Origin of the sequence: Novosphingobium pentaromativorans US6-1 (assembly GCF_000767465.1) — a bacterium.
Taxonomy (GTDB): domain Bacteria; phylum Pseudomonadota; class Alphaproteobacteria; order Sphingomonadales; family Sphingomonadaceae; genus Novosphingobium; species Novosphingobium pentaromativorans.
In genome coordinates this window covers 34,944-58,993 of record NZ_CP009294.1, presented here as the reverse complement: position 1 = coordinate 58,993, position 24,050 = coordinate 34,944, and the positions used below count along the sequence as shown (strand labels likewise).

The 24,050-nt window shown below is 61.6% G+C and carries 26 protein-coding genes and 3 pseudogenes; 4 read left to right on the top strand and 25 right to left on the bottom strand.

Features of this window, described 5'->3' with window-relative positions; genetic code table 11:
• Positions 1-112: 112 nt before the first annotated feature.
• Positions 113-346: pseudogene (locus JI59_RS23835) on the top strand (transposase); the annotation flags it as partial.
• 246 nt (positions 347-592) lie between these two features.
• On the opposite strand, the pseudogene JI59_RS23830 reads toward JI59_RS23835, so the two are convergent.
• Together JI59_RS23830 and JI59_RS27245 are read right to left on the bottom strand one after the other, a co-directional pair.
• Positions 593-1,625, bottom strand: a pseudogene (locus JI59_RS23830) (IS110 family RNA-guided transposase).
• The gene (locus JI59_RS27245; RefSeq protein ID WP_162473516.1) at positions 1,555-1,749 is read right to left on the bottom strand and encodes a hypothetical protein; all 195 of its coding nucleotides are present in this window, start codon (positions 1,747-1,749) and stop codon (positions 1,555-1,557) included. The pseudogene JI59_RS23830 and the gene JI59_RS27245 overlap by 71 nt, the downstream one beginning before the upstream one ends.
• Here JI59_RS27245 and JI59_RS23825 point away from each other — a divergent pair.
• Positions 1,693-2,595, top strand: a pseudogene (locus JI59_RS23825) (IS3 family transposase); the annotation flags it as partial. The gene JI59_RS27245 and the pseudogene JI59_RS23825 sit on opposite strands and share 57 nt — an antisense overlap.
• Before the next feature lie 56 nt (positions 2,596-2,651).
• On the top strand, positions 2,652-3,755 hold the full coding sequence (locus tag JI59_RS23820) for an IS630 family transposase (protein ID WP_007016001.1): 1,104 nt from the start codon (positions 2,652-2,654) through the stop codon (positions 3,753-3,755).
• Between the two features lie 129 nt (positions 3,756-3,884).
• Here JI59_RS23820 and JI59_RS23815 read toward each other — a convergent pair whose 3' ends face one another.
• From JI59_RS23815 to JI59_RS23785, 7 genes are all read right to left on the bottom strand, one after another.
• Complete coding sequence (locus JI59_RS23815) at positions 3,885-4,541, bottom strand: RraA family protein (protein WP_007016000.1); 657 nt, start codon at positions 4,539-4,541, stop codon at positions 3,885-3,887.
• 12 nt (positions 4,542-4,553) lie between these two features.
• On the bottom strand, positions 4,554-5,231 hold the full coding sequence (locus JI59_RS26495; protein ID WP_007015999.1) for an RraA family protein: 678 nt from the start codon (positions 5,229-5,231) through the stop codon (positions 4,554-4,556).
• Positions 5,224-5,619 (bottom strand): RidA family protein, encoded by a 396-nt coding sequence (locus JI59_RS23805; RefSeq protein WP_037485723.1) that lies wholly within the window; start codon positions 5,617-5,619, stop codon positions 5,224-5,226. The genes JI59_RS26495 and JI59_RS23805 overlap by 8 nt, the downstream gene beginning before the upstream one ends.
• 75 nt (positions 5,620-5,694) lie before the next feature.
• Positions 5,695-6,705, bottom strand: a complete 1,011-nt coding sequence (locus JI59_RS23800) for an amidohydrolase family protein (protein WP_007015997.1) — start codon at positions 6,703-6,705, stop codon at positions 5,695-5,697.
• A 66-nt stretch (positions 6,706-6,771) separates the two neighbouring features.
• Positions 6,772-7,269: an aromatic-ring-hydroxylating dioxygenase subunit beta gene (locus JI59_RS23795; RefSeq protein ID WP_007015996.1), complete on the bottom strand. Its 498-nt coding sequence runs from the start codon at positions 7,267-7,269 to the stop codon at positions 6,772-6,774.
• Positions 7,266-8,441 carry an aromatic ring-hydroxylating oxygenase subunit alpha gene (locus tag JI59_RS23790; RefSeq protein WP_007015995.1) on the bottom strand — a complete coding sequence of 392 codons (1,176 nt, stop codon included), beginning with the start codon at positions 8,439-8,441 and terminating at the stop codon, positions 7,266-7,268. The genes JI59_RS23795 and JI59_RS23790 overlap by 4 nt, the downstream gene beginning before the upstream one ends.
• A gap of 10 nt (positions 8,442-8,451) precedes the next feature.
• Entirely contained in the window at positions 8,452-9,453 is a 1,002-nt protein-coding gene (locus tag JI59_RS23785; RefSeq protein WP_007015994.1) for a dihydrodipicolinate synthase family protein, read from the bottom strand.
• A gap of 173 nt (positions 9,454-9,626) precedes the next feature.
• On the opposite strand from JI59_RS23785, the gene JI59_RS23780 reads away from it, so the two are divergent.
• On the top strand, positions 9,627-10,418 hold the full coding sequence (locus JI59_RS23780; RefSeq protein WP_007015993.1) for a 1,6-dihydroxycyclohexa-2,4-diene-1-carboxylate dehydrogenase: 792 nt from the start codon (positions 9,627-9,629) through the stop codon (positions 10,416-10,418).
• A 15-nt stretch (positions 10,419-10,433) separates the two neighbouring features.
• On the opposite strand, the gene JI59_RS23775 is transcribed toward JI59_RS23780, so the two are convergent.
• The 16 genes from JI59_RS23775 to gstA form a co-directional block, all read right to left on the bottom strand.
• Positions 10,434-11,660 (bottom strand): NAD(P)/FAD-dependent oxidoreductase, encoded by a 1,227-nt coding sequence (locus tag JI59_RS23775; protein WP_007015992.1) that lies wholly within the window; start codon positions 11,658-11,660, stop codon positions 10,434-10,436.
• A 116-nt stretch (positions 11,661-11,776) separates the two neighbouring features.
• Positions 11,777-12,334, bottom strand: a complete 558-nt coding sequence (locus JI59_RS27900) for a helix-turn-helix domain-containing protein (protein ID WP_138921581.1) — start codon at positions 12,332-12,334, stop codon at positions 11,777-11,779.
• A gap of 224 nt (positions 12,335-12,558) precedes the next feature.
• Entirely contained in the window at positions 12,559-12,939 is a 381-nt protein-coding gene (locus JI59_RS23765) for a hypothetical protein (RefSeq protein WP_007015990.1), read from the bottom strand.
• Between the two features lie 72 nt (positions 12,940-13,011).
• Positions 13,012-13,812 carry a 3-(cis-5,6-dihydroxycyclohexa-1,3-dien-1-yl)propanoate dehydrogenase gene (hcaB, locus tag JI59_RS23760; RefSeq protein WP_007015989.1) on the bottom strand — a complete coding sequence of 267 codons (801 nt, stop codon included), beginning with the start codon at positions 13,810-13,812 and terminating at the stop codon, positions 13,012-13,014.
• Positions 13,813-13,854: 42 nt separating this feature from the next.
• Complete coding sequence (locus JI59_RS23755) at positions 13,855-15,354, bottom strand: aldehyde dehydrogenase family protein (RefSeq protein ID WP_007015988.1); 1,500 nt, start codon at positions 15,352-15,354, stop codon at positions 13,855-13,857.
• A gap of 19 nt (positions 15,355-15,373) precedes the next feature.
• The gene (locus JI59_RS23750; protein WP_007015987.1) at positions 15,374-15,652 is read right to left on the bottom strand and encodes a 2Fe-2S iron-sulfur cluster-binding protein; all 279 of its coding nucleotides are present in this window, start codon (positions 15,650-15,652) and stop codon (positions 15,374-15,376) included.
• Positions 15,653-15,656: 4 nt separating this feature from the next.
• The gene (locus JI59_RS23745) at positions 15,657-15,869 is read right to left on the bottom strand and encodes a 2-hydroxymuconate tautomerase (RefSeq protein ID WP_007015986.1); all 213 of its coding nucleotides are present in this window, start codon (positions 15,867-15,869) and stop codon (positions 15,657-15,659) included.
• Positions 15,870-16,640 (bottom strand): 2-keto-4-pentenoate hydratase, encoded by a 771-nt coding sequence (locus tag JI59_RS23740; protein ID WP_007015985.1) that lies wholly within the window; start codon positions 16,638-16,640, stop codon positions 15,870-15,872.
• Positions 16,641-16,650: 10 nt separating this feature from the next.
• On the bottom strand, positions 16,651-17,682 hold the full coding sequence (gene dmpG / locus JI59_RS23735) for a 4-hydroxy-2-oxovalerate aldolase (protein ID WP_007015984.1): 1,032 nt from the start codon (positions 17,680-17,682) through the stop codon (positions 16,651-16,653).
• Positions 17,679-18,617 (bottom strand): acetaldehyde dehydrogenase (acetylating), encoded by a 939-nt coding sequence (locus JI59_RS23730; RefSeq protein ID WP_007015983.1) that lies wholly within the window; start codon positions 18,615-18,617, stop codon positions 17,679-17,681. The genes dmpG and JI59_RS23730 overlap by 4 nt, the downstream gene beginning before the upstream one ends.
• Before the next feature lie 25 nt (positions 18,618-18,642).
• Positions 18,643-19,455, bottom strand: a complete 813-nt coding sequence (locus tag JI59_RS23725; RefSeq protein WP_007015982.1) for a 2-keto-4-pentenoate hydratase — start codon at positions 19,453-19,455, stop codon at positions 18,643-18,645.
• Between the two features lie 4 nt (positions 19,456-19,459).
• Positions 19,460-20,944: a 2-hydroxymuconic semialdehyde dehydrogenase gene (locus JI59_RS23720; RefSeq protein ID WP_037485729.1), complete on the bottom strand. Its 1,485-nt coding sequence runs from the start codon at positions 20,942-20,944 to the stop codon at positions 19,460-19,462.
• 53 nt (positions 20,945-20,997) lie between these two features.
• Positions 20,998-21,429 (bottom strand): GlcG/HbpS family heme-binding protein, encoded by a 432-nt coding sequence (locus JI59_RS23715; RefSeq protein ID WP_007015980.1) that lies wholly within the window; start codon positions 21,427-21,429, stop codon positions 20,998-21,000.
• A 2-nt stretch (positions 21,430-21,431) separates the two neighbouring features.
• Positions 21,432-22,355 carry a catechol 2,3-dioxygenase gene (locus tag JI59_RS23710; protein ID WP_007015979.1) on the bottom strand — a complete coding sequence of 308 codons (924 nt, stop codon included), beginning with the start codon at positions 22,353-22,355 and terminating at the stop codon, positions 21,432-21,434.
• Between the two features lie 19 nt (positions 22,356-22,374).
• The gene (locus JI59_RS23705) at positions 22,375-23,226 is read right to left on the bottom strand and encodes an alpha/beta fold hydrolase (protein WP_007015978.1); all 852 of its coding nucleotides are present in this window, start codon (positions 23,224-23,226) and stop codon (positions 22,375-22,377) included.
• Between the two features lie 178 nt (positions 23,227-23,404).
• Positions 23,405-24,010, bottom strand: a complete 606-nt coding sequence (gene gstA / locus JI59_RS23700) for a glutathione transferase GstA (RefSeq protein ID WP_007015977.1) — start codon at positions 24,008-24,010, stop codon at positions 23,405-23,407.
• Positions 24,011-24,050: the final 40 nt, after the last annotated feature.

Sequence of the window (24,050 nt, the reverse complement as noted above, 5' to 3'; positions counted from 1 at the left end):
CGATCGCTCGGCGCGAGGAACTGCTCGGGACGGTGGTCAGCGACAAGGCAGAGTGAATAGCCCCTAGATTTCTGGACGCCTTCGATCCTAATTTTGAGGACAGGAGGCTATTATGGGGAAGCCCAACTTCAGTGATGAGTTCAAGCGTGATGCGGTGGCCCAGATCACCGAACGCGGGTATCTAGTGGCGGAGGTCTCGCAGCGGCTCGGGGTCAGCGCGCACTCGCTGTATGCGTGGAAGCGGCAGCTGGCGAAAGTCGTGTCTGGTGATGCCAGCAAGGATGCCGAGATCCGCCAGCTGAAGCGCGAGCTGGCCCGGGTGACCGAGGAGCGCGACATCCTAAAAAACGTAAGGCCCGCCCCCGTCTGCAAGGATAGAATGGATGGCGTAGTGGGTCTGCATCAACGTATCCGGTCTCAGGCTTGCTGTCCTGGCCAAGATGGGTTCCGCGCGGGTGGGGCCTCATAAAGCTATCGGCGTCATGCGCCACATTTTTAACCAGGCTAACCGCTCCGCCGGTTCGACCGTTATGCCATCTTTCTCACCTCCACAGACATGTCGAGCAGCCGGTTCTGCCAGGCCGCAATTGCGTCAGGTCAAGCTTGCTTGCGGCCGATATGCGTCGCCGCGCCGAAGGACAGCCCAGGCGATCCGAGCCAGCTTGGCAGCCAGCGCAACCACCACAACATTGGGATGCGCGCGTGCAAGCAGATTGCGGATCCAGGCCCCGAGTGCCGTTGGTCTTTCGGCGAAGTGCCGCATCGCCGCCCGCGCGCCGTGGATGAGCTGGGTTCGCAGGTAGCGATTTCCGCGTTTGCTGATCCCGAGCATTTTGGTTTTGCCGCCGGTTGAATGTTGGCGCGGCGTCAGACCGAGCCATGCAGCCAGATCGCGTGCCTTGGCGAACGCGCTGGCATCACCCACTGCGGCGACCAAGGCCGTTGCATTGATCACGCCGATGCCGGGAACCGTAACCAGACGCCGTGCCAGATCGTCTTCCCGCGTCATTGCAATCAATTCCTCGTCATAGGCGCTGATCCTGCGATCAAGGTCCGCCCATTCCTCTCGCAAGTCGTTCAGTAGACGCAGCATTCGGGCGCTGATCGCAAGTTCGCCCGACATAAGTTCGCCCAGTCGCCGGATCAGAGGAGCACGCCGTTGCGGCAGGATGATGCCACGCTCCAGCAAGACCGCGCGCAATTGGTTGGTTAGCCGTGTTCGCTCCGCAACCAGCCTCGCTCGCGCCCGATGCAGAATTTGTAAATCCAGCTGCGCTTCGCTTTTCGGCGTCACCAGGCGCATTGTCGGACGGGTCGCGGCTTCGGTGATAGCCTCGGCATCCCGGTCGTCGGTTTTCTGGCGCCTTGACGTAATGCTGAACGTATTCCGGCGACATCAATCGCACGACGTGTCCCTGCGTCACGAAGATGCGGCTCAGAAAGTGCGCCCCGCAGCATGCCTCCATCGCCACCACGCATTGCGGCAACTTCGAGACGAACCTGATCAGCCCCTCGCGCGTCATTCGCCGACGCATCACGACCGCGCCCGTGGCATCAAGGCCTGCGACGCTGCAGCTGTTCTTGCCAAGATCTACGCCCAAAATGCTGATCGCCGGATTCGTCATAGATCTTCTCCACTTCCATTCCGGCAGCATGATAATGCCGGTCGGTGAGGGGCGGGCCATCCCATAAAGCCACCGCGTATTTCGCCCCAGATGCAAAGTGAGGTACGCGTTCATCGCCGAGCATCGTGATCGTTTCCGTGTGCGGGCAATGTGCCGGTGCCTCGCCGTGCAGCCCAGTGGCTATTATGCCTGGCAGAAGAGTCCGCTGAGCCAGCGGGCTCGGGAAGACGCTCGGCAGACGGAGTTGCTGCGGCAAGCCTGGAACGACAGCGGCAAGGTCTATGGCTACCGCAAGCTGCACGATGTGCTCGATCGGGGAGAGACATCCTGCCCGAACCGTATCGCCCGCCTGACCAGACTGGCGGGTATCAAGGCGCAGATCGGCTACAAGCGCCGGCCGGGCAGCTATGGCGGCAAGCCATCGCTGGCGGTCGACAACACTCTGGATCGCCAGTTCGACGTGGCTGCGCCAGACCGGGCCTGGGTGACGGACATTACCTACATCCGCACCATGGAGGGCTTTGCCTATCTGGCCGTCGTGATCGATCTCTACTCCCGCCGGGTGGTGGGGTGGTCGATGCAAAGCCGGCAAACCACCGATGTGGTGCTGCAGGCGCTGCACATGGCTGTATGGCGGCGCAAACCGAAGCAGCGGGTGCTGATCCACTCAGACCAGGGCTCGCAGTTCACCAGCATGGACTGGGCTGCGTTCATCCGGGCTCACAATCTTGAGCACTCGATGAGCCGACGCGGCAACTGCCATGACAATGCCGTCGCCGAGAGCTTCTTCTCCTCGCTCAAGCGCGAACGCATCCGCCGCCGCACCTACAAAAACCGCGAAGAAGCCCGACAGGACGTGTTCGATTACGTCGAGATGTTCTACAACCCGGTGCGCAAGCAGGTCAGGAACGGGATGCTGTCACCCGTCGAGTTCGAACGGCAGCAGATTTTGAAAGCGGAAGGCGTCTAGTCATCTGGAACTGAAATAAGCTTCATTGTATGCTGCCTGCGCGAGAGGAGCGCAGTATGGCCAACGCTATCGGCAGACCGACGAAACCAGTGGTTCTGGAAGCGGAGGAACGGGAATATCTGGAGCGGCAGGTGCGCCGACGGCGAGTGTCCCGTTCGATGTCGGAACGATGCCGGATCATCTTACGATGTGCAGACGGCATCCAGAGCAAGGTCGTGGCGGCTGAGTTGGGCGTGCACGAGCACACAGTCGGCAAGTGGCGCAGGCGCTTTCTCAAGGATCGTATCGAGGGGCTGCTGGACGAAGCTCGACCAGGCAGACCCCGGACGATCGCGGATGATCAGGTGGCAGCCGTGATCGAGCGGACACTGCGCTCGAAGCCAGATGACGCGACCCACTGGTCAATCCGTTCGATGGCAGGCGCGACCGGCTTTTCACATACCACGATCCGCCGAATCTGGGCGGCCTTTGGATTGCAGCCGCATCGCTCGGAGACGTTCAAGCTGTCCAGCGATCCGCTGTTCGTCGACAAGGTCCGTGATATCGTTGGCCTATATCTGTCGCCGCCCAACCGCGCATTGGTGCTCAGCGTGGACGAGAAGAGCCAGATCCAAGCACTCGATCGCGAGCAGCCGGTCCTGCCGATGATGCCCGGCATGCCCGAGCGTCGCACGCACAGCTACGTCCGCCATGGCACGACCTCACTCTTCGCCGCGCTTGATATCGCCTCGGGCTTTGTCATCGGGAAATGCTACAAGCGGCACCGCGCCGCCGAGTTTCTCGACTTTCTCAAGCAGATCGACGCGCAGGTGCCGCCCGACCTCGATGTCCACATCATCATGGACAATTACGCCACCCACAAAACCGCGCTGGTTCGGACATGGCTCGCTCGTCGGCCGCATTACCACGTCCATTTCACGCCGACCTCGGCATCCTGGATCAACCAGGTCGAACGTTGGTTTGCAGAGCTCACCCGCAAGCAGTTGAAGCGCGGTGTCCATACCTCCACCAGCGAGCTGGAGCAGGACATCCGCACCTTCATTGAACGCCACAATGAGAACCCGAAGCCATACCGGTGGACCAAGTCGGCCGACGAGATCCTCGCCTCCGTCAAGCGCTTCTGCCAAACCGCAGAACGTACATTATGCGGCGAACTTTAGATTCAGATGACTAGCTCGTCGCCCCATATCTCATCGTTGTATAATGTGCAAATATTATCCCATTACGCCATTTGCCGCGACCGGAACGGCGGCCGCCACTCGGTCTGGAATGAGGCCTGTTCGGAGGCATCAAACCGCACGCGACTGAAGCGAGTGATACCCACCGGCGCGCCGGGCTTCGTCCAGGCGCATTCCCGCATCAACGGCGGCGAGGATCGCTTTTTCGGCGATTTCTACTTCTTCGGCGATCGCAACGACTTCCTCGACCCGGCCCGCCGGAATCGCGACGACCCCATCGGAATCCCCAACCAGCCAATCGCCGGGCTCGATCCGCACCTCTACAAGTTGAAGCGGCACACCATAAGCATGCGCGGTGGATCTGTCTTTGGCAGTCCGCATTGTGACGCTGCGGGAGAATACAGGGTATTTCAGCAAAACACAGCAATCGCTGTCTCGGCAGACACCATCGATCACCGTGCCTGCGACGCCCTTCTTGTGCGCCACACGGGTCAAGATATCGCCCCAGACGGTCTGATCCAATTTACCGCCGTTGTCGATTGCTACCACTGCCCCTTCGGGCACGTCGTCGATATAGTCTCCGACTATTCCCTGGGTCAGTCCGACCGGAAGCATCTGAACCGTGAAGGCTGGTCCCGCAAACTTCATCCCCCGTGCTACCGGCAGGATTCCAATCGCCTGGCCGCTGATCGCCAGACGATCCAGCGCATCGGACAAGGCGGTTACACCCACTGCATTCAGCCGCCTAACGAGTGTTTCCTCGCTCATCTCTTTCCCTGCCTATTTCAGCATTTCTTCGTAGTTCGCACCCATCACGTGATCAATTGGAGCGCCTTGCTCAAGCGCAGCGATCATGGCGGTTTCACGGCCAAGGATTCGCTCTGCCTCTGCCAGAACTTCGTCCACATGTTGTTGGTCGAAGAACACGACGCCGCTTCCATCCGCCACAACCCAGTCCCCGGGGTTGACCACTATGCTGCCGATTGTGACTCGGCAGCCCCAGTCATGCTCCGCGACCCGACCGCGCGCTGTAAGCGGAACAACTGCGCTACCGAAGACTGGGAAACCAAGCTCGCTGCTTTCATCCAGATCGCGACAAGCGCCGTCGACGATCACGCCGGCAATGCCTTTCCGTGCCGCGGCCCGGCTCAGCAGGCCACCCCAGCCAGAGGCATCGGTCCTTCCGCGATGCTCGACGACCACGATCTCACCCGGTTGTGCCGCCATGATGGCAGAGGCCCCCAGGTGCCGTTTGGGTAGTCCTTCGATAGCCGGTCCGAGTTTCACGGTCACAACCCTGCCGGAAATGCGCTGCCTGTTTGCGGTCAACCGGACGAGACCTGGGACGGTTCCGCGGAGACCGAGTTTGTCGAGTGCGTCTGAAATGGTGCAGGTGTCAAGGGCGGCGACACGCTGAGTAGCTGCCAAATAAGACGTTGGTGAGATGTCTTCAGGCATTGTCCGGCACCATCGCTATCGCTTCGCACTGCACCAGGATGTTGCCCGGGAGGTCATCGTAAACCAGCATATGCCGAGCCGGCCGCGACGAAGGATCGGGAAAGTGCGTGAGCCACAATTCGTTGATTGCCGGTCTAAGCTCTTTCGTCTTCACATAGAAGGTCAGTTTGGCAACATCGTCGAAACGCGCGCCGGCTGCTGCCAAGATCCGGTCCAGGTGCCAGAATGTCAGGCGGACTTGATCGCCAGCGTCTTCCGCCACTTCACCGGTTGCCGGATCCAAACCGTAGACCCCACCTGTCACGACAAGACGGTCCACCCGGCTCGCGGCAGGGATCGGATTGCCGGAATGGTGAAGGCCTTCAACTTCGATGCTGCGTCGTGTCACGATCCCCAATCCTTGAGAGCGACCTGTTGAATTACCGGAAGTCGCCGAAAATCTGCATCGTCGCCAGGCACGCAATCAAACGTCGAGACGGGAAAACAATCGACGGGCATTGCCTTCGAAAACACCGTTTAGAGCAGCCTGGTCAAGTGAAGGAAGCGCCTCGATCACGGGCTTGAGATCGTCGTAGTGACGCCCTGAAACAGGATCGATGCCGTCTCCCGATCCGGGCCTTTCCGTTCCGAAACAGCATCGGTCGTGTCCCACGGTCTTGAACAGAAGCGCGAGCGAATCCGGGTTATGAAGAACCGTGTCAAACCAGAATTTTCGTAGAATTTCATCGAATTGGGGTGCATCGGCAGCGATACGCCCCTGGGCCCGGGCCATTTCCCGATGCGAGCGCCACCGTCCGATCTGGTAGGGAATGGGACCGCCGCCATGGCTAATCATCAACTTGAGGTCGGGGAACCGGTCGAACACGTCGGCCCGGTAGATCGAGGTAATCGCCAGTCCCTCTTCCGCAATGAAATGCTCATCATAGGTCTCGCGCCCGTTGCAGCATTGTCCCGAATGGATATGGGCGGCAAGATCCAACTCACACAATTTCTCGTACAGCGGGTACCAATAGGGATCGCCGAGCGGAGGCGACCCGTTCATCCCCTCACTGGGGTCAGGGTTCAGCAAGACGCCCACGAAACCAAGCTCATCCAGCACTCGCTCGATTTCATCGAACAACGAGGTGACCGGCCGATCAACTTGCTGCGGCAAGGCTCCCACTCCCCGGAAGCGATTCGGATGCATCCGAACTGTCCGGGCAATCATGTCGTTTGTGTCACATGTCCAGTCGACGATGTCATTCCACCGGGCAGTTCCATTCAAGGTCAGGAATGGTCGAGGAGAAAGCAACTGCAGGTCGGTCCCCACCGCATCCATGATCCTGACGTTCTGGTCCGCGCTCTCTTCCAGCAGACGCTCGGACACCTGTGCACGATAGCTGCTGCCATATTGCCCCCCTGAAACCACAAGATTGCTCCTGTGCGCGTAGAGCGCCGCAGGCGCGACAAGGTGAGCATGGGCGTCGATTATCATTGCTTTGCGATCTTTCAGAGAAGTCCGGCCCTGGCTGGCAATTTCAGCAATGCTCAGCAGCCGATATCAAATCGGATATACCAGATACCGGGGCAGGACGGACGTATCGAGCTCGGCCCGTCTGGACAGCAGCTTCAACGCACCGGCTTTTTCCAAACGGATGGTATCCAGATATTGACCCGCAGCCAGGACTTGGGTGATGCCGCTATCGGTGGGCGTCATGAAGACCGAGAAATTCGATCGCATCGAGATAGTAGAGGCATCGGCGCGTTGATACGCGACGCGCTGGACGAAGTGACGGGTGCGATAGTCCTGGAACGTATCGACCCAGATATCGTTCACGAAAGTGACGCGATCCTCGAGCCGGGATCGGCAATCATCGTACATGAAACCCAGGGCGAGACCATTTTCCGAATTTTCGGCGGCACGGCAGATATAGGAGGCCTCGTCTTCCTCGGAATAGTTGGCGAGCCAGCCCTCCATGTCCTTGCCGTCAAGCGCGCTGGAGTCCGCTAGCAGAAGAGCGTCGAGCGCGGCCTCGATCGCAGTGTCGGTCTGCGTCATGCCTCGGCCCTCTCGAAACCCATCACCGACCGGTAATATTCCCAACGGGGAAGATTGCCGCTCTCGTCGTTCTGGAGGAATTCCGACTCCAGCTTCGACTGGTCGTGCACTCCCTTCTGGAAAATAGCATTGCCAGGGGTGTGATTGCCGATGTGGATGCGATGGAAGACCGACGCGTCCTCCATGCTGATCAGGCCGCAGGGGCCCAGCAGGTTGGAACTTTGCCGTAGGCGATGGCTGACCATGTCCTCATCATCGTCCTGGTGTGCGAAATAGGCGTAGTGGACTTCAACCGTCTCTTCGTCGATCGGGGTCGCGAAGCGCAGATTGATCACATCGAGATGCTTGGTCGAAACGAAGGTCGGGAAGAGCGAAACGATGCGCGACCCGACCGAGGGATCCTGCCCCTTGAAGGCGATCAGCGAAGCGTCCTTGAGCACTGTGGGGCCACTGACCACCGACAGCGCCGATTCGAAACAGATGTGCACGTGTTTCGTCGCGGCGAACTGGCGTCCCTTACCGCCTTGCCAATTGAGCATCTTGAATGCCTGGTGGAGCAATGGCGCATGGTAGCCATCATTGTCGGTATAGGACTTCCAGTTGCTGTCGTAGCGCACCTTCTGATAGCCCAGCAGCTTGAGCCTGCCGTCCCCTCCCAGCAGTTCGCGCAAGGTGTTCTGCGAATCGCCGAGGAATTCCGTCAACGTTTCGGTTTCAGCCGAAAGGGTCACGAAAATCAGGCCGTAGAAACTGTCGAACCGGGGCTGCGCCAAGGGATAGTCGGACTTGTCGAAGCCGGGCAGGAAATCGCGATGGTTGGGGCAACCGACCAGATCGCCCTTCGAATCGAAAAGCCAGCGGTGATAGGGGCATTCGAATTCGGTCTTGTTCCCCATCACCGCGGTTTCGAGCTGGTTGCCGCGATGCGAACAGGCGTTGTAAAACACCCGTACCAGCCCTTCAATATCGCGGGCAATCAGCAGCGGGACGCCAGCCAAGCGGAAGGTTTTGAAATCGCCTGGATTGGGCAATTCGCTTTCATGCGCGACCGGGTGCCATTCCTGCCCGAAAAAGATGCGCTTGATCTCCTCCGCGTAGATGTCCTTGCGGGTGAACGCCGCTTTCGGAACCTCGTTGAAGTTCTTGGGCCAGGTCAACCCCGTTTCGGTCATCGCGAACCTTCTAAGCGGCAGCCCCCAAATCTTCAGCTTCGAGCGCCTTGCCCAGTTCGGCCCACATCTGACCGGACTTGCGCGCGCCTGCCAGATAGGGCTCCGGACAGAGATGGTATGGCGGACGCACCGGCCCAGCCTTCATCCAGCCACCGGCGTCCATCCGCGCCTTTTCCAGCGCAATATTGTAGGTCGAGAATTCCTTGAAGCTGCCGTTCGGGAACAAGGGTGCCGCGGTCGGGCCGAGGCGGCCCATGAACGCCTTGGCCGCGCTCCAGTCGCCGCTTGCGCGAGCCTGGACGACCAGGTCGCGCAGGGTCGTGGTTACCAGCGGGTGGCAGACCGCGCCGCTCGACCAGAAGGCATCGACCGAATCATCCATCCGCGCCGCTCCGTAATAGTCGAAGTCGATCGGCAGCAGCTTGATCCGACCGCGGATCGCGGCCAGGTCGGGCAAGAGGTTGGCGACGCCGATATATTTGGCGGTCACGACCTGAGGAATTTCAGCCACCTGAGCCCAGAACGGCCGCGGGAAATCGAATTTGAAGGCTTCCGGGTTCGCGTAGATCGCGATGTTCATTTCCGGCACGGCCTCGGCAACGTCCTTGTAGAACTGGACAGCGACGTCGAGGCTCGGCGCGCACCACATCGGCACGCCGAGCATTGTGCCGTCGGCGCCCAGTTCAAGCGCCTGGCGCGTCAGCGCCACCGTATCGCGGGTGTTGATGCAGGTCGTGCCGACGAAGACCGGAACCCGGCCGGCCGCCGCGTCGACCAGCGCACGCATGAAATCCAGCTTTTCGTCAAGGGTCATGGTCGCCGCTTCACCAAGCGTTCCCATGCTCAGGATGCCGTTGATCCCGGCATCGATCAGCCCGTTGACCACGCGAGCGGTTTCATCGAGATCGACGGTTTTGGTCGCACGCCAGTCCGACGCGTTAGCCTTGGACGGGGTCGGAATGATTGCCCAAGCGCCCTTGACATCGGTGGCGCTCAACAAAGTCTTTGCCATGGCTCATGCTCTCCCATTGGAAATAGCCCCGCCTAAAGCGGGACGTTCCCCATTGTGTAATGCTTTTCCTTATGCCACTTCAAGTCCTAATATCGGATTCTCGCCGCTACTGGCCGAATTTTCCGAAAATCGAATAGATCTGGCGGCGCCAGGACGGACGCAAGGGAGGTTGTGTGGACGAGACTCTGTCGAAGCGATTCCATGACAAGGTGGCCGTGGTCACAGGCGGAGCGCAAGGTATTGGCCTAGCGACCGCAAGGCGCCTGGCCGAGGAAGGCGCAAGCGTGGTCATCGCCGACCGCGCAGCGGAGGCGGCTGAGGTTTCGGCCGCACAGCTTCAGGCAGAAGGCAGCAATGCTCTGGCTGTCGCGGTGGACCTGGAGCATTGCGAGGGCGCGGTCGAGTTGTATCAGTCGGTCATCGACCGCTTCGGGCGAATCGACGTCGCCGTCCACAACGTCGGCGGTACGATCTGGGCCAAGCCCTACTGGGACTACGCCCCGCAGGAAATCACCGCGGAAATCAACCGGTCGCTGTGGCCGACCCTGTGGTGCTGCCACGCAGTGCTGCCCCACATGCTGGCGGCAGGGCGCGGCGCGATCGTCAACATCGGCTCGGTTGCGACACGCGGGGTCAATCGCGTGCCTTACGCCGCTGCCAAGGGCGGGGTCGCTGCGCTGACCGCTGCGCTTTCGCTTGAACTCGAAGCCAGCGGCATCCGCGTCAACTGCGTCGCGCCGGGCGGGGTCAACGTGACCAGAGTCACCCCGCGCAATCCGGCTGCGCCCACCGACGCGGATCGCCTGGGGTTCGGCCAAGTGATGGAGCAGACGCTGCGCGATACGCCGATGGCCCGCTTTGGCGAGCCCGAAGAACTGGCCGCGGCGATCTGCTTTTTCGCCTCCGACGATGCGTCCTATGTCACAGGCCAGACGCTGTACGTGGCTGGGGGCGGCATCGGCTGACCGCGCCGCCGGAAATCAGCCCGCCTGCTTGAGCAAGTCCCGCAAGGAAACATTGGCGTCTGCCAGGCTTGCGGCGCTGGCGCGGGCTCGCCTTTCGACGAGCCGCTTGCCCACCCCCATGTCGGGCGCGCGGTTGACCGTCAGTACGCCTTCGATCGTTTCACCGGCCAGGAAGAAGGCGACGAAGGTGTTGCTGTCCATCTCGCCGCGAATTGCGATATCGGCTTCTACGGGAATTTGCCCGCAGAACTGGATGTTGAGATCGAACTGATCGCTCCAGTACCACATCGGCTTGCAGTAGGAGACCTCCTGCCCCAGCATCGCCAGGGCGCCCGCCTGCGCCTGGTCGGCAGCGTTCTGGTAGGTTTCCTGCCTGAACCGTCCGCCGAAAAACCCGTCCTGCTCGGCCACGTCGCCCGCCGCGAATACCGCCGGGTTGCTGGTCTGGCATCGACGGTCGACGATGATCCCGTTGTTGACCTCGATCCCGGCATCGCGGGCCAGCGAGGTGGCCGGCACGATCCCCACCCCCACGATCACGGCATCGCACGGAATCACGGTGCCATCGTCTGCCACGACCGCGCTGACACGGTTGCCGGCAAACCTGAAGCCGGTCACGCCGCAGTTGAAATGGGTCGCTACTCCCCGCCTGCGATGCTCCTCGCCCAGCCATTGCCCAAAGCGCCGGCCGAGCGCTCTTTCCATCGGCACTGGCATCGGCTCGACGACGGTGACCTTGCAGCCGAGTTTTACCGCACTGGCGGCGACTTCGGCGCCGATTACGCCCATGCCGACGATCACGATGCTGGCACCTTCGCGCAGGTCGAGCGCCATGCGGGTCGCATCGTCTCGTGTGCGCAGATAATGGACGTTCTCGCAATCGGCCCCGGCAAGGTTGAGCTTGCGGGCGTGACCGCCCGTGGCGAGCAGGATCCGGTCCGCCTGAACCAGCTCGCCCCCTGACAGGCGGACCCCGCCGCTCGCAAGGTCGATTGCTTCGGCTCGGGTGCCCAGGCGCATGTCGATACGGTTATCGTCGTACCAGGCCTCGTCCTGCAGGAAGAAATTGTCCGGAACATTTGCCGGTTCCCACAGCACTTCCTTGGAGAGCGGCGGCCGTTCATAAGGACGCCACGGTTCTTCGCCGATCAAGGTGATCCGCCCGTCGAACCCTGCCTGCCGCAGGGCTTCGACTGCGCGCCCACCGGCCAGGTTTGCACCAACTATAGCAATCGAGCGCACTTAGTTCTCTCCCAAATTTCTGTTTGCCACGTCAGGGCTGTTCAGGGCAGCCGCGGTGACTGTCTATCTTTGCATATTATACAACTCGTTGCAAGTGATGGATGATGAGGCACTCTCTACCGCCCGATCTTTTCCAGGCGCGATGCAGGTTGCCGGCGAGTCATGCCAAGGTCTCGAGCTACCTGCGCGACATTGCCCTGTGCAGCCTCAAGCGCTGCTTCGACGATCGTGCATTCAAATGTTTCCAGCCCTTCCCCGTTCTGTCGCAACAGTCCGACCAAGTGACTGATCGACTGATCCTGTTCTTTACCGACCTCGGCGCCCGACACCCGTCCATCGTTGGTCAAGGCCAGGTCGGCCCTGATGCACGCGCGACCCGAGCCGAGGAACAGGTGCCAAAGGTCGATCGCCTCGCCATCGTTCACCAGCAAAATCGCACGTTCAACCATCGTTCGATTTCCCTGACATTGCCCCCTCGTGGCCCTCATATCGCCCTCTATCTCGTATCCGCACTCCTGCTTGACCCGGAGAACCTTGCTCTGAGCCAGCGGGGACAGCATCGAGATTTCATCAAGGAACAGTGTGCCGCCATGCGCCAACTCGAACCGTCCCGCTCGGCCCGCCAGAGTCAGAGCCTTTATCATACTCAAATTATGTGTAGAGCGTTCGGCCATTCTGGCGCTCGTGATCGGGCGCGCTGGCAAAGATCGCGTTGGTCAGACCGCGCGACCCCCAACCGACAGTTGCACCCGAATGGGAATTTTTCTCTCTGATTACCCCCTTGCAACTTAGTCTAGGCCGCATCCCTTTTCGGGGATGCCGCGACTTCCATTTTACGCCATTCATGGCCAAGCAAGTACGCAGAGCCAGACCGAAGTCGATCGGGCAAACCCAGCTCTCAGTTATCGACCAGGATCATCTTTCGCACCATGTCCTGAACATCCACTTTTGCCTTGTTGTCCAGCAGCACGGCAACCCGGTTGATGGTTGCGATCACCGAGGTGTACTGGCCATGCGCATAATAGGCATCGATCGGGTAGACGACTGTCTTGTCGACCGGCGCCCGCTGGTAGCTGAGCTGGCCGATGCCATAGATCGCAAGCCCGCCTGCTTCGGCATGGCCCATCATGCGTTCGGCCCGATCCCGAGTGATATCGCCGCCGAATTCGACCAGTTCCGGCGGTGCAATCGTTGGTCCCACATGGGTTGGCTTCCACCGCGCGGCGCCGATCACACCCGCCACGTTCAGCAGTTCCTTGAACTCGAATTTTTCGGCCATGGTTCTCGATCCTCCACATTCGGATACAGGGTGTCGTTCCTGCGGTGTTTGCCGTCTGGCCGAACCGGCGGATCAGGCGTCGGGACGCTTGCCGATGCCGACGCCGCCGTCGCTGAGCAGGACCGTTCCGGTCATGTATGCGGAATCGCGGCGCGAAGCCAAAAGCGCGTAGAGACCTGCATGATCGTCCGGCTCGGCGATCCGCGCCAGTGGCGTCATGCCCGCGATCATTCCGTCCAGGCCAGGCATCTCCTCCATCTTGGTTTCGGAAAACCCGCCAGTCTTGGTGCCGCTGAACGGAGTTCGGGTGCCGCCCGGCGCGACGCCATTGACCCTGATATCGGGTGTCAGTTCCCAGGCCAGCTGCCGGATCAGGCCAAGCACCGCGTGCTTCGATGCGACATACAGCGTCCCGCCGCCGCCAGTGTAGTAGCTCGACGTCGAGGCGGTAAAAACGATGCTGCCTTTGGTTTTCCTCAGTTCGGGGAGAGCGGCGCGCGCACCGAAGAAATACCCCTTCAGGTTGACGTCAAAGATTTCGTCGAATGTCTTTTCCAGAATCTTGGGATCCTGCTGCTCGAGTGGCACCATGAAATCCCAGATCCCGACATTGCCGACAAAGACATCCAGCTTGCCAAATGCCGCGACAGTCTCGGCAACGGCCCGGGCATTGTCTGCAAAGGAACGGACGTCGCCCGCGACCACGGTGACCTTGTCACCGTGGCGCGAACGCACCAGCTGGGCCTGATCGTCGTCGCGGACGAGCACGCCGACCCTGGCCCCTTCTTCGATGTAGCGGGCGACCACCGCCGCACCAATTCCGGTTGCGCCGCCGGTCAGCAGCGCAACCTGTCCTTCAAGCCTTGCAGACAATGCCTCTCTCCTCTTCAAACCGATTGTACGGGTTGGACAACCTTACTGGTCGAACATCCCCACGCGCCCTTCCTGCAGATTGACGATAACCGACTTGGTCTGCGTGTAGTGGTTCAGCACCTCATGGCTGAATTCACGACCGAAACCGCTCTGCTTGTATCCGCCCAGCGGCATGTTGGGCTTGAGGTTGTAGTAACGGTTGATCCACACCGTTCCGGTTTCGAGCTTGCGGGCAATCCGGTGCGCGCGGGCGATGTCCTTGGTCCAGACGCCGCCGGCCAGGCCATAGGTCGTGTCATTCGCCAGCGCCATCATATCGTCTTCGTCGTTCCAGGTCAGCACGCTGGTGACAGGGCCGAAGATTTCCTCGCGAGCGATGCGCATCGAGTTGCTGACATTGGTGAAGACCGTGGGCTTGATGAAATGCCCGTCGGCCAAGCTATCGTTCCGGCTGCCGCCGGTAAGGACGGTCGCGCCTTCCTCGGTGGCCAGCTGGAGATAGCTCTGGACCTTGTCCATCTGCATCTGCGAAGCCTGCGCGCCGAGTTGGGTGCCGAAGTCGAGCGGATCCCCCTGCCGGATGCCTTCAAGAGCTTCCTTGAACTTGGCGAGGAACTCGTCCTGGATCGATTGGTGCAGGAACAGCCGCGAACCGGCCAGGCAGACCTCACCCTTGTTCAGCACCGTCGACATCGTGGCGCTCTCCACTGCCGCATCGATATCGGCATCCGCGCAAACGATGTGCGCCGACTTGCCGCCCAATTCCAGAGTCTGGGGAATGATGTTCGAGGAAGCATACTGGATGATCCGGCGAGCCGTCGCCACCGAACCGGTGAACGCGACCTTGCGGACATCCTCGTGGGTCACCAGCGCTTCACCGACGTCGGCGCCGTAACCGGTCACGACGTTGATTACGCCCGGGGGCAGAAGGTCGGCCATTTCGACGAAGAATTCGATAACCGAAAGGCAGACGGTTTCCGCGGGCTTGAGCACCACCGTGTTGCCTGAAGCCAGGGCTGGCGCGATCTTGCAGGCCATCATCAGGATCGGAACGTTCCACGGAATGATCTGCGCACAGACCCCCAGCGGCTCGCGGTGAACGATGCCGATCGCGTCGGGAAAGTCCAGCGCCTGGCCGTGCAGACCATAGGCCGCGCCGGCGAACACTTCGAACTGGCCGATCGCCTGCGGCATGTCGAAGTGCATCGATTCGCGGATCGGCTTGCCGTTGTTCAGGGTTTCGAGCGTGGCGTAGTGCTGGTGGCGTGCCTTGAGCCGGCGGGCGACCTCGATCAGGATTTCCTGACGTTCGGCGGGCGAGCTTTCCGACCACTTCGGGAAGGCGGCCTTGGCCGCTGCGACCGCGCGCTGGATGTCCTTGGCGTTGCCGGCCTGGATCTTGGTGAGCACCGCCCCGGTCGCCGGGTTGATCAGGTCGATCGTCTTGCCGCTGTCGCCCGAAACCCATTCACCGCCAATGAAGTGTCCGTATTCCGGCTTGATGCCGTATTCGTTTTCCGTGCTCTTCAGTTGGGTAGCCATTTCAAATCTCCTTCCAAAACTATTCTACTGCAATGACCAGGTTTCCGGCCGGAAACAGACGGCAAGCCAGGGCATAACCTGCCTGGAGATCGCTATCCGACACCTTCGCCGCACTCATCTTGCCGGTCCGATAATCGCCTTCGACTACCTTCACCCGGCAAATTCCGCAGCCGCCGCCCCGGCAACCAACCCCGATATCGCCGGCACCACAACGTTCCATTGCGAGGAGGACCCGCTCGTCCCCGCCGCAGGTAAACTCGCCGCCGCCGACCACGCGGATTTGATAGAGGCCGGTCACGGTTCTAGCCATGTCCAGCTGCCTTCGCGGCTGCTTTGGCAGCGAAGGACTCTCCACCCACCGCGAAATGACCCGGTGGAATCTCGCGCAGGATGACGCGAACCGATTCGCGCGGAGCGCCGATCGATTCGATGGCGGCAGCGGTCAAAGCCTGGATCAACCGCTCCTTATCGTCGGGAGTCCTCCCTTCGAGCATATTGACCTCGATGATCGGCATTCAGGCCTCCACCTGGAACATGACCGAACCCAGCCCCTGGACGGTCGTGCGCACCGTCTGGCCAGGCGCGAGATTGGGCGCGGCGGTAATCCCGCCCGCCATCACGATGTCTCCGGCCGAAATCTCCTCACCAGCTTCGGAAACAAGCCTGGCTGCCGCGACCAGCGAGCGCAGGGGGTGGCCGAGAATCGCGGCGGTCGAGCCGATTTGCGTGACTTCCCCGTCGATTTCGAGGTAAACGCCGAGGTTCGAGAAATCCATCGCCGGATTGTTCCAGGAACCGATCACCAGCCCGGACGACGAGGTGTTGTCGGCGATGACATCGGACAGCGCGAACTTGAAGTTCTCATAGCGGCTGTCGATGATTTCCATGGCTGGGGCAATCGCCTCGACCGCCGCCAGCGCGGCCGCCGCCGTCACTTTTCCGGCCAGCGGCGCCTTCATCAGGAAGGCGACTTCAGGCTCGACCCGCGGATGGACAAAACGCGCCCGCGACATGGCCGTGCCCTCCTCGATCAGCATGGCATCGGTCAATCGCCCCCAGGCGACCTCGTCGACCCCGACCTGCAGCATCTTGGCGCGGCTAGTCAGCCCCATCTTGACCCCGATGCGGCGTTCGCCCCGCGCCAGCCGCCGATCGACCGACAGCTGCTGGACCCGGTAGGCATCCGCGACGCTCAGATCGGGATCGGTATGGGTGAGCTGCGGAGTGGCACGCGCGTGCAAGGCGGCGCTGTCGAGGATTTCTGCGTATCGCTCAAGTTTGTCCATTGCGATGTGCCTATGCCGCGCGTGTGGAAACGAGATCGAGCGCGACATCGACGATCATGTCTTCCTGCCCCCCGACCATCCGGCGCTTGCCCAGTTCGATCAGGATTTCGCGCGTATCCAGCCCATACTGTTCGGCGGCCTTTTCCGCGTGGCGCAGGAAGCTCGAATAGACCCCGGCATAGCCCAGGCTCAGCGTTTCGCGATCCACGCGCACCGGGCGGTCCTGCAGCGGACGGATGATGTCCTCCGCCGCGTCCATCAGCGCCATCACGTCGCAGCCATGGTTCCAGCCCTTGCGGTCGGCGGCGGCGACGAACACCTCGAGCGGCGCGTTGCCGGCCCCTGCTCCCATTCCGGCAAGGCTCGCATCGATCCGCACCGCACCCTCCTGGGCCGCGACGATCGAATTGGCGACGCCAAGGCTGAGGTTGTGGTGGGCGTGCATGCCGCGCTGTGTTTCCGGCTTGAGCACGCGGTCATAGGCCCGCAGGCGATCGCGCACCCCGTCCATGTCGAGTGCGCCGCCGCTGTCGGTCACATAAACGCAATGCGCCCCATAGCTTTCCATCAGCAGGGCCTGCTGTGCCAGCGCCTCGGCATCGATCATGTGGCTCATCATCAGAAAGCCCGAGACATCCATGCCGAGGTCTCGGGCAATGCCGATATGCTGCTTGGCGACGTCGGCTTCGGTGCAATGGGTCGCGACCCGGACCGAACGCACCCCAAGCGCATAGGCGCGGCGAAGTTCCTCGACCGTGCCGATACCCGGCACCAGCAATGTGGTCAGCACGGAGTTCCTGATCACGTCGGCGGCGGCTTCGATCCATTCCCAGTCGGTATGGGCGCCGAACCCGTAATTGAACGAGGTGCCGTTGAGGCCATCGCCGTGCGACACCTCGATCGCATCGACGCCGGCATCGTCCAGCGCCTTGGCAATGGTGCGGACACTGTCGGTGCCATACATGTGAAGAATGGCATGCATGCCGTCACGCAGGGTGACGTCCTGGATGTAGAGCTTACCGGTTTCGGGGTTGAAGGTCATGCTGCCACCTTTTCGAGGTGCTGTTGGGCCAGACGCTCACCCGCTGCCTTGGCGGCGGCGGTCATGATGTCGAGATTGCCGGAATACTTCGGAAGATAGTCGCCAGCGCCCTCGACCTCGAGGAACACGCTGGTCTTCAGGCCGACGAATTCGCCGTAGCCGGGGATCTTCAGCGGCCGGTTGGAGCCGAACGGTTCGAACTGCACTTCCTGCTTGAGGCGATAGCCGGGCACATAGGCTTGCACGGTCTCGACCATTTCCTTAACCGAGGCGCGGATAGCCTCCTCGTCCACCTGATCGGTAAGCGTGAAGATCGTATCACGCATGATCATCGGCGGTTCGGCGGGATTGAGGATGATGATCGCCCGGCCGCGGCCGGCACCGCCCACTATCTCGATCGCCTTCGCGGTGGTCCGGGTGAATTCGTCGATGTTCGCGCGGGTGCCGGGCCCGGCAGACCGCGAGGACACCGACGCGACGATTTCAGCGTAATGAACGGGGGTCACCCGCGAAACCGCGGCGACAATGGGAATGGTCGCCTGACCGCCGCAGGTGACCATGTTGACATTGCGGATTTCGCTGTCGAGCACTCCGCCGACCGGCGGGACAAAAAACGGCCCGATCGCGGCAGGGGTCAGATCGACAACCAGCTTGCCGTCGGCTTGCAGGGCCGCATCGTGTTCCTTGTGGGCGTAGGCCGAAGTCGCATCGAATGCGATGCCAATCTCGGGGTAGGCCGACAGCTTGCGCAGCCCTTCAATACCCTCATGGGTTGTCGCCACGCTGCGTTCGCGGGCCATGGCGAGGCCTTCCGAGGCCGGGTCGATCCCGACCACCGCCGCCAGTTCAAGGGTATCGGACCCCTTGAGCAGCTTGATCATCAAATCGGTACCAATGTTTCCGGAGCCGATAATGGCGCACTTCATCTTGGTCATTCTTCGATCTCTCCGTTCATCTGCGTCAGCCGACCTCGGCAGCGAAAGCCGCCCGCACCGTTCCGACGCCATTGATTCTCGCTTCCACGACATCGCCGCGCGCGATCCCGGCCATTGGCCCGAGCGCACCGGACAGGATCACGTCGCCTTCAAGCAGCGGGCGTCCGACCCGGGCCATCACCCGCGCCAGCCACAGCGATGCGGTGATCGGGCTGCCGAGGCAGGCAATCCCCGCCCCCACGGAGATCGGCTCGCCCTTTACCTCCATCACCATGCCGCATTCGCGCAGGTCGAGCGCTTCGAGCTTGCGCGGCACCGCACCCAGCACGAACAGCCCGCTCGAGGCGTTGTCGGCGACGGTGTCCCAGATGCGGATGTCCCAGTTGGCAACGCGGCTATCGACGATCTCGATCGCGGGTACGACATATTCGACCGCACGGATCATCTCGGCGGTGGTGAGATCGGGATAAGGCAGATCACGGCCAACGACGATCGCGATTTCGGCCTCGACCTTGGGCTGGATGACCTGATCGAGCGAGATCGGAATCCCCTCGGGCACGTCCATGTCGGAAAACAGCATGCCGTAATCGGGCTGGTCGACGCCAAGCTGGCGCTGGACCGCCACCGAGGTCAAGCCGATCTTGCGGCCGACCAGGCGCCGTCCGCTGTCAAGGGCGTGCCGGGTGTTGATTTCCTGCACGGCGTAGGCGGCATCCACCCCGCCAGCCGAAATGAGATCGCGGATCGGCGCCACCGGCTTGCCGCTGGCAGCCGCGCCCCGTAATTGCTCGGCCGCCTGCTGGATGGCCATGGGATCGATCTTGGTTTCAGTCGTCATGGTCTCAAAGCTTCACGCAGACGTTTTCGGTTTCGGTGTAGAATTCGAGGCTGTGCACGCCGCCTTCGCGGCCGATACCGGAATGTCCGGAACCGCCGAATGCGGTGCGCAGATCCCGCAGGAACCAGCAATTGACCCAGCAGACGCCAACCTGCATCGAGGCGGCGACTCGGTGCGCCCGCGAGAGGTTTTCAGTCCAGATGGTCGCGCACAACCCGTAGTCGGTATCGTTGGCCAGGCCGATCACCTCGTCTTCGCTATCGAAGGGAATGACCCCGCAGCACGGGCCGAAAATCTCTTCGCGCATCACCGAACTGTCGTGCGCCAGGCCGGTCCACAGCGTCGGCTCGACATAAAAGCCACCCGCTTCATCCCCAGAAATCGCGGGAACCCCGCCCCCGGTGACGACAGTGGCGCCTTCGGCCACCGCGCGCGCATAGTATCCCAGCACCTTTTCCTGGTGCTCGGCGCTGATCAGCGGCCCCAGATAGGCTGGATCGCCGGTCGCGCCTGGCTTGAACGCCGTGGCCGCCACAGTCATCCGCTTGACTAATTCGTCGAAAACCGGCCGTTCGACATAGACCCGCTCGGTCCCAAGGCAGACCTGCCCGGTGTTGAGAAATACCGAACGCGACAATCCTTCGACCACCTTGTCGAGATCGGCGTCGGCGAACACGACGGCCGGATTCTTGCCGCCCAGCTCGAACGAAATGTCGCGCACCCCGACCGCAGCTTTCTGCATGATCGCCTGGCCGGTGCCGGTTTCGCCGGTGAATGTGATCGCATCGATATCGGGGTTCGAGGTCAAGAATTCCCCGGCCGAACCCGCCCCGAAACCATGCACCACGTTGTAGACACCCTCGGGCATCCCGACCGCGTTCATGACTTCGCCCAGCAGCGCCGCGGTCCGCGGCGTCTCTTCCGATGGCTTGACCACAACCGTGTTGCCGCACGCCAGGGCCGGTCCGACCTTCCAGGTCATCAGCAGCAGGGGAAAGTTCCACGGGCAGATCACCGCGATCACACCCTTGGGCTTGCGCACCACGTAGTTGAGCGCCTTCCCGCCGTCGGGCGTTGCCGTTGCAAACGATTCAGTCGGGGTCGTCGAAATGACGTCGGCAAACATCCGGAAGTTCGCGGCACCGCGCGGAATGTCGATATGCGAAGCGACATGGCGCGGCTTGCCGGTATCCGCCACTTCGGCTGCGAGGAAATCGTCCGCGCGGCGCTCGATCTCGGTGGCGACCGCGGAGATGAGCTTGACCCGTTCCGCCGTGTTCATCTTGCCCCAGGGGCCGTTAAGCGCCGCCTTGGCCGAAGCGACCGCATCGGCCACATCGGCCTCGCTCGCCTCGTGGACAGTACCAATGCGAAGGCCGGTCGCAGGAGCGAAATTGTCGAAGGTCTTGCCGGTGCTTCCACGGCGATAAGCGCCCCCGATGAAATTCAGGATGGTGTCGGTAACAGCCGGGGTATTCTCATTTGCCATGGGCTCTTCCATTCTCCGTAGCGTCTTGTTTCAATGCCGCGATGGCCGGACGCTCAATATTGCGTCGCCCCGATCGAGATGAGGGCTGCGTTTGCGCACTGCGTATCCAGTTCTTCGGTTCCGCCCGACACTCCGATCGCGCCGACGATTTCGCCGGCGATCGCGATCGGCAGTCCGCCGCCGAACATGGCGATTCCGGGCTTCGCGGCGATACCCCCGCTCAGCGCGGGATTGCCTGCGACCATCTTGTAGACGTCCGGCGACGGAACCTTGAAGCTGGCAGCGGTATAGGCCTTGTCCTGCGCGATCTGCGAGGATGGGAACGGTGCCCCGGTGGCGCGCAACAGGGCGACCAGCTCACCGGTGGCGCCAACCACTGCGGCGACGAGGGGACAGCCCGCCTCGCCGCCTTTCGCCACCGCGACCTGCACCGCCTTGGCGGCAAGATCGTGTCCCACCGACCGGATTGTCGCCACTCCGTTCATGCTCAGGTGTTCACCGTCATGAAGCGGTCGTTGAGCGCCTTCTCGTAATAGAAGATCGCCTTACCGGCATTCTCGGCCTGCCACATCCGGCGCGGATTGTCGGGATAGTAGGTGTAGCCGCCGCTGAACGTCTCGTTGCGGTTGCCCGACGGGTCGAAGAAATAGATCGTCTGCCCGCGCGTGATCCCATGGCGGGTCGGGCCGATATCGAGCGAAATGTCGTAGCGGCTGATGATGTCGGCGGCATGGCCGACGTCGTGCCAGGATTCGAGGAAGAACGACGTGTGATGGATCCGTCCGTCCTCGGGATAGCCCAGAAACGCCACGTCGTGGGCCTTGTTGCTGCACGAAAGGAAGATACCCAGACGAGTGCCCGAAGCCTCATCCAGCAATTCCTCGGTCACTGAGAAATCGAGTGCCTCGACAAAAATCTTTGCGCTCGCCGAGATATCCACGCCGTTGAGGGCGCAGTGATCGAACCGCGTCGCGCGCATGCCGCGCGGCTCGGCGATCCAGACATCCGGATTGCGTACGGCCGGTCCGGTCTCGGACAGCTCCATCTCGGCATAAAGATCGAACACGTGGGCGGTTGGCGTATTGAAGCGGATTTTTCGGCCAACGCCGGGATCTTCGCCCGCCGGAATGATATCGACGTGGACCCCCATGTCGAGCAGCCGCTCGGCAAAGTGGTCGAGATCGGCATCCTTGGCGACCTTGAATGCCATCCGGTCGAGTCCGGCAGAATCGGCCTCGCGCAGAATGATGCTGTGGCGATCGAACTCGTCGAAGGCCTGGAAGAAAGCCCTGCCTCCTTCGACGCTCACCAGGTTGAGGCCGATACGGTCACGATAGTGCTGGATCGCTTCATCCAGATCGAGGACGCGCAGCTGGACATAGCCAGGGCGAAGTACACCGGTCAGCGCCATTTCAGTTCTCCTTGTCCCTTCAGGCGTTGAGGCCGTTCTCGAAAAATTCGGTCACCATGCGGTTGAAGCTCGCCATCCGTTCGATCTGCACCCAATGGCCGCATTCCGCGAAAACGTGCAGGTCGGCGCGCGGCAAAAGGCTGGCAAGGCGAACGGTCGAATCCAGCGGAATCACCTGGTCGAACAGGCCGTGGAGGATCAGCGTTTCGTGCTGCAGTGCCGCCACGTCTTCCTCGCGGCTTGCCAGCATCGCGATGTTGGCCTGCCGGTCAAACCCGCCGAACGTCGCGTAATACGGCTCGTGCGCTTCAGGACGCGCACTCGCTTCGTAACGCGACTGGACAAGGTCTTCGGTCAGACGGCTGTGGTCCCAGGCGAGGTACTTGAGCGAGGCGCGCATTTCCTCCAGCGAAGGCTGGTAGCCCCAGACTAGGTCGAGCGCCGGCGTGATCGGGAAATCGAGCCCGGCCGGGCCCATCAGCACCGCCCGCTCGACCCGATCGGGATGCGCGATCATGAATGCCAGGGTTATGCCCCCGCCGAAGGAATTTCCGACCATCGAGACCTTGTCGATCCCGAGGCCATCCAGCAGGGATGCAACCTGATCGACCCACACCCGCTTGTCTTCGATCCGGCCCTTCGAATCCGAATAGCCAAACCCGAACATGTCGGGCGCGATGACGCGGAAGCGCTTCGCGAGCTCGGGCATGTTGAGCCGCCAGTTCGCCCAGGCGGTCACCCCGGGTCCCGATCCGTGGATCAGCAGGACCGGTGCGCCATCGCCCACATCGTGGTAGTTCGTGACGCTGCCGTCAACCGTGACTGACTTGCCAATCTCCGGGCGTGCGATGTCGATGGCAACGGCAGTCATGGCTCTCCCGATCAATTGTCAACAGCTTTTTGCCGGTTGCCTTGCCTGTCATCGCGACAGGCAAAGCTCACAACTCTCGCGTTCATCCGGTTTCTCGTTATTGCACCAACCAGAACGCATTTGCAAATGGAGAATGATTCAACTCCATCACATCATGCCGGAAGTCGGCCTGTCCGGCTCACGCCAAGCCTTCGGCCTTGAGCGCGGCACCCACGGCGGGACGCTGCGCGATCTTGCCAGCATAGGCGCCGAGCGCGGGGTAGGCGGCCATGTCGATACCGACGTAGGCTGGCCAACCCAGCATCACGTACAGATAGATGTCGGCAACACTGAAAGCATTGCCAGCATAATGGTCCCGCCCGGCCAATTCCTTATCGAGCGCGGCGAGGTGGTTCTTGACCGATTCCGCGGCCGCCGCCTTCGCTTCGTCGGAAGTGGCGGGGGCGAACAACGGCACGAATGCCTTGTGGAATTCGGAACCGAGGAAGCTGAGACGGCTCAGCAGCCGGTAACGATCGAGGCTGCCTTCGGCCGGTGCCAGGCCCGACGCGGGGTTCTGGTCGGCAATGTACAGCAAGATGGCGGGATTCTCGGTCAGGGTCTCGCCGCTGTCCAGGGTCAGGGCCGGGACCTTGCCGGACGGGTTGACGGTGAGGAAATCCTCGCCCGCCTCGGTCTTGCGCACGGCCAGATCGACCTTGACTGCTTCGAAATCGGCACCGGTTTCGCGCAGGGCAATGTGCGGGGCAAGCGAGCATGCGCCCGGGCTGATGAACAGTTTCATTGTGTTTCTCCTCTTGATTTCTTTTCGATGCCAAATCGAT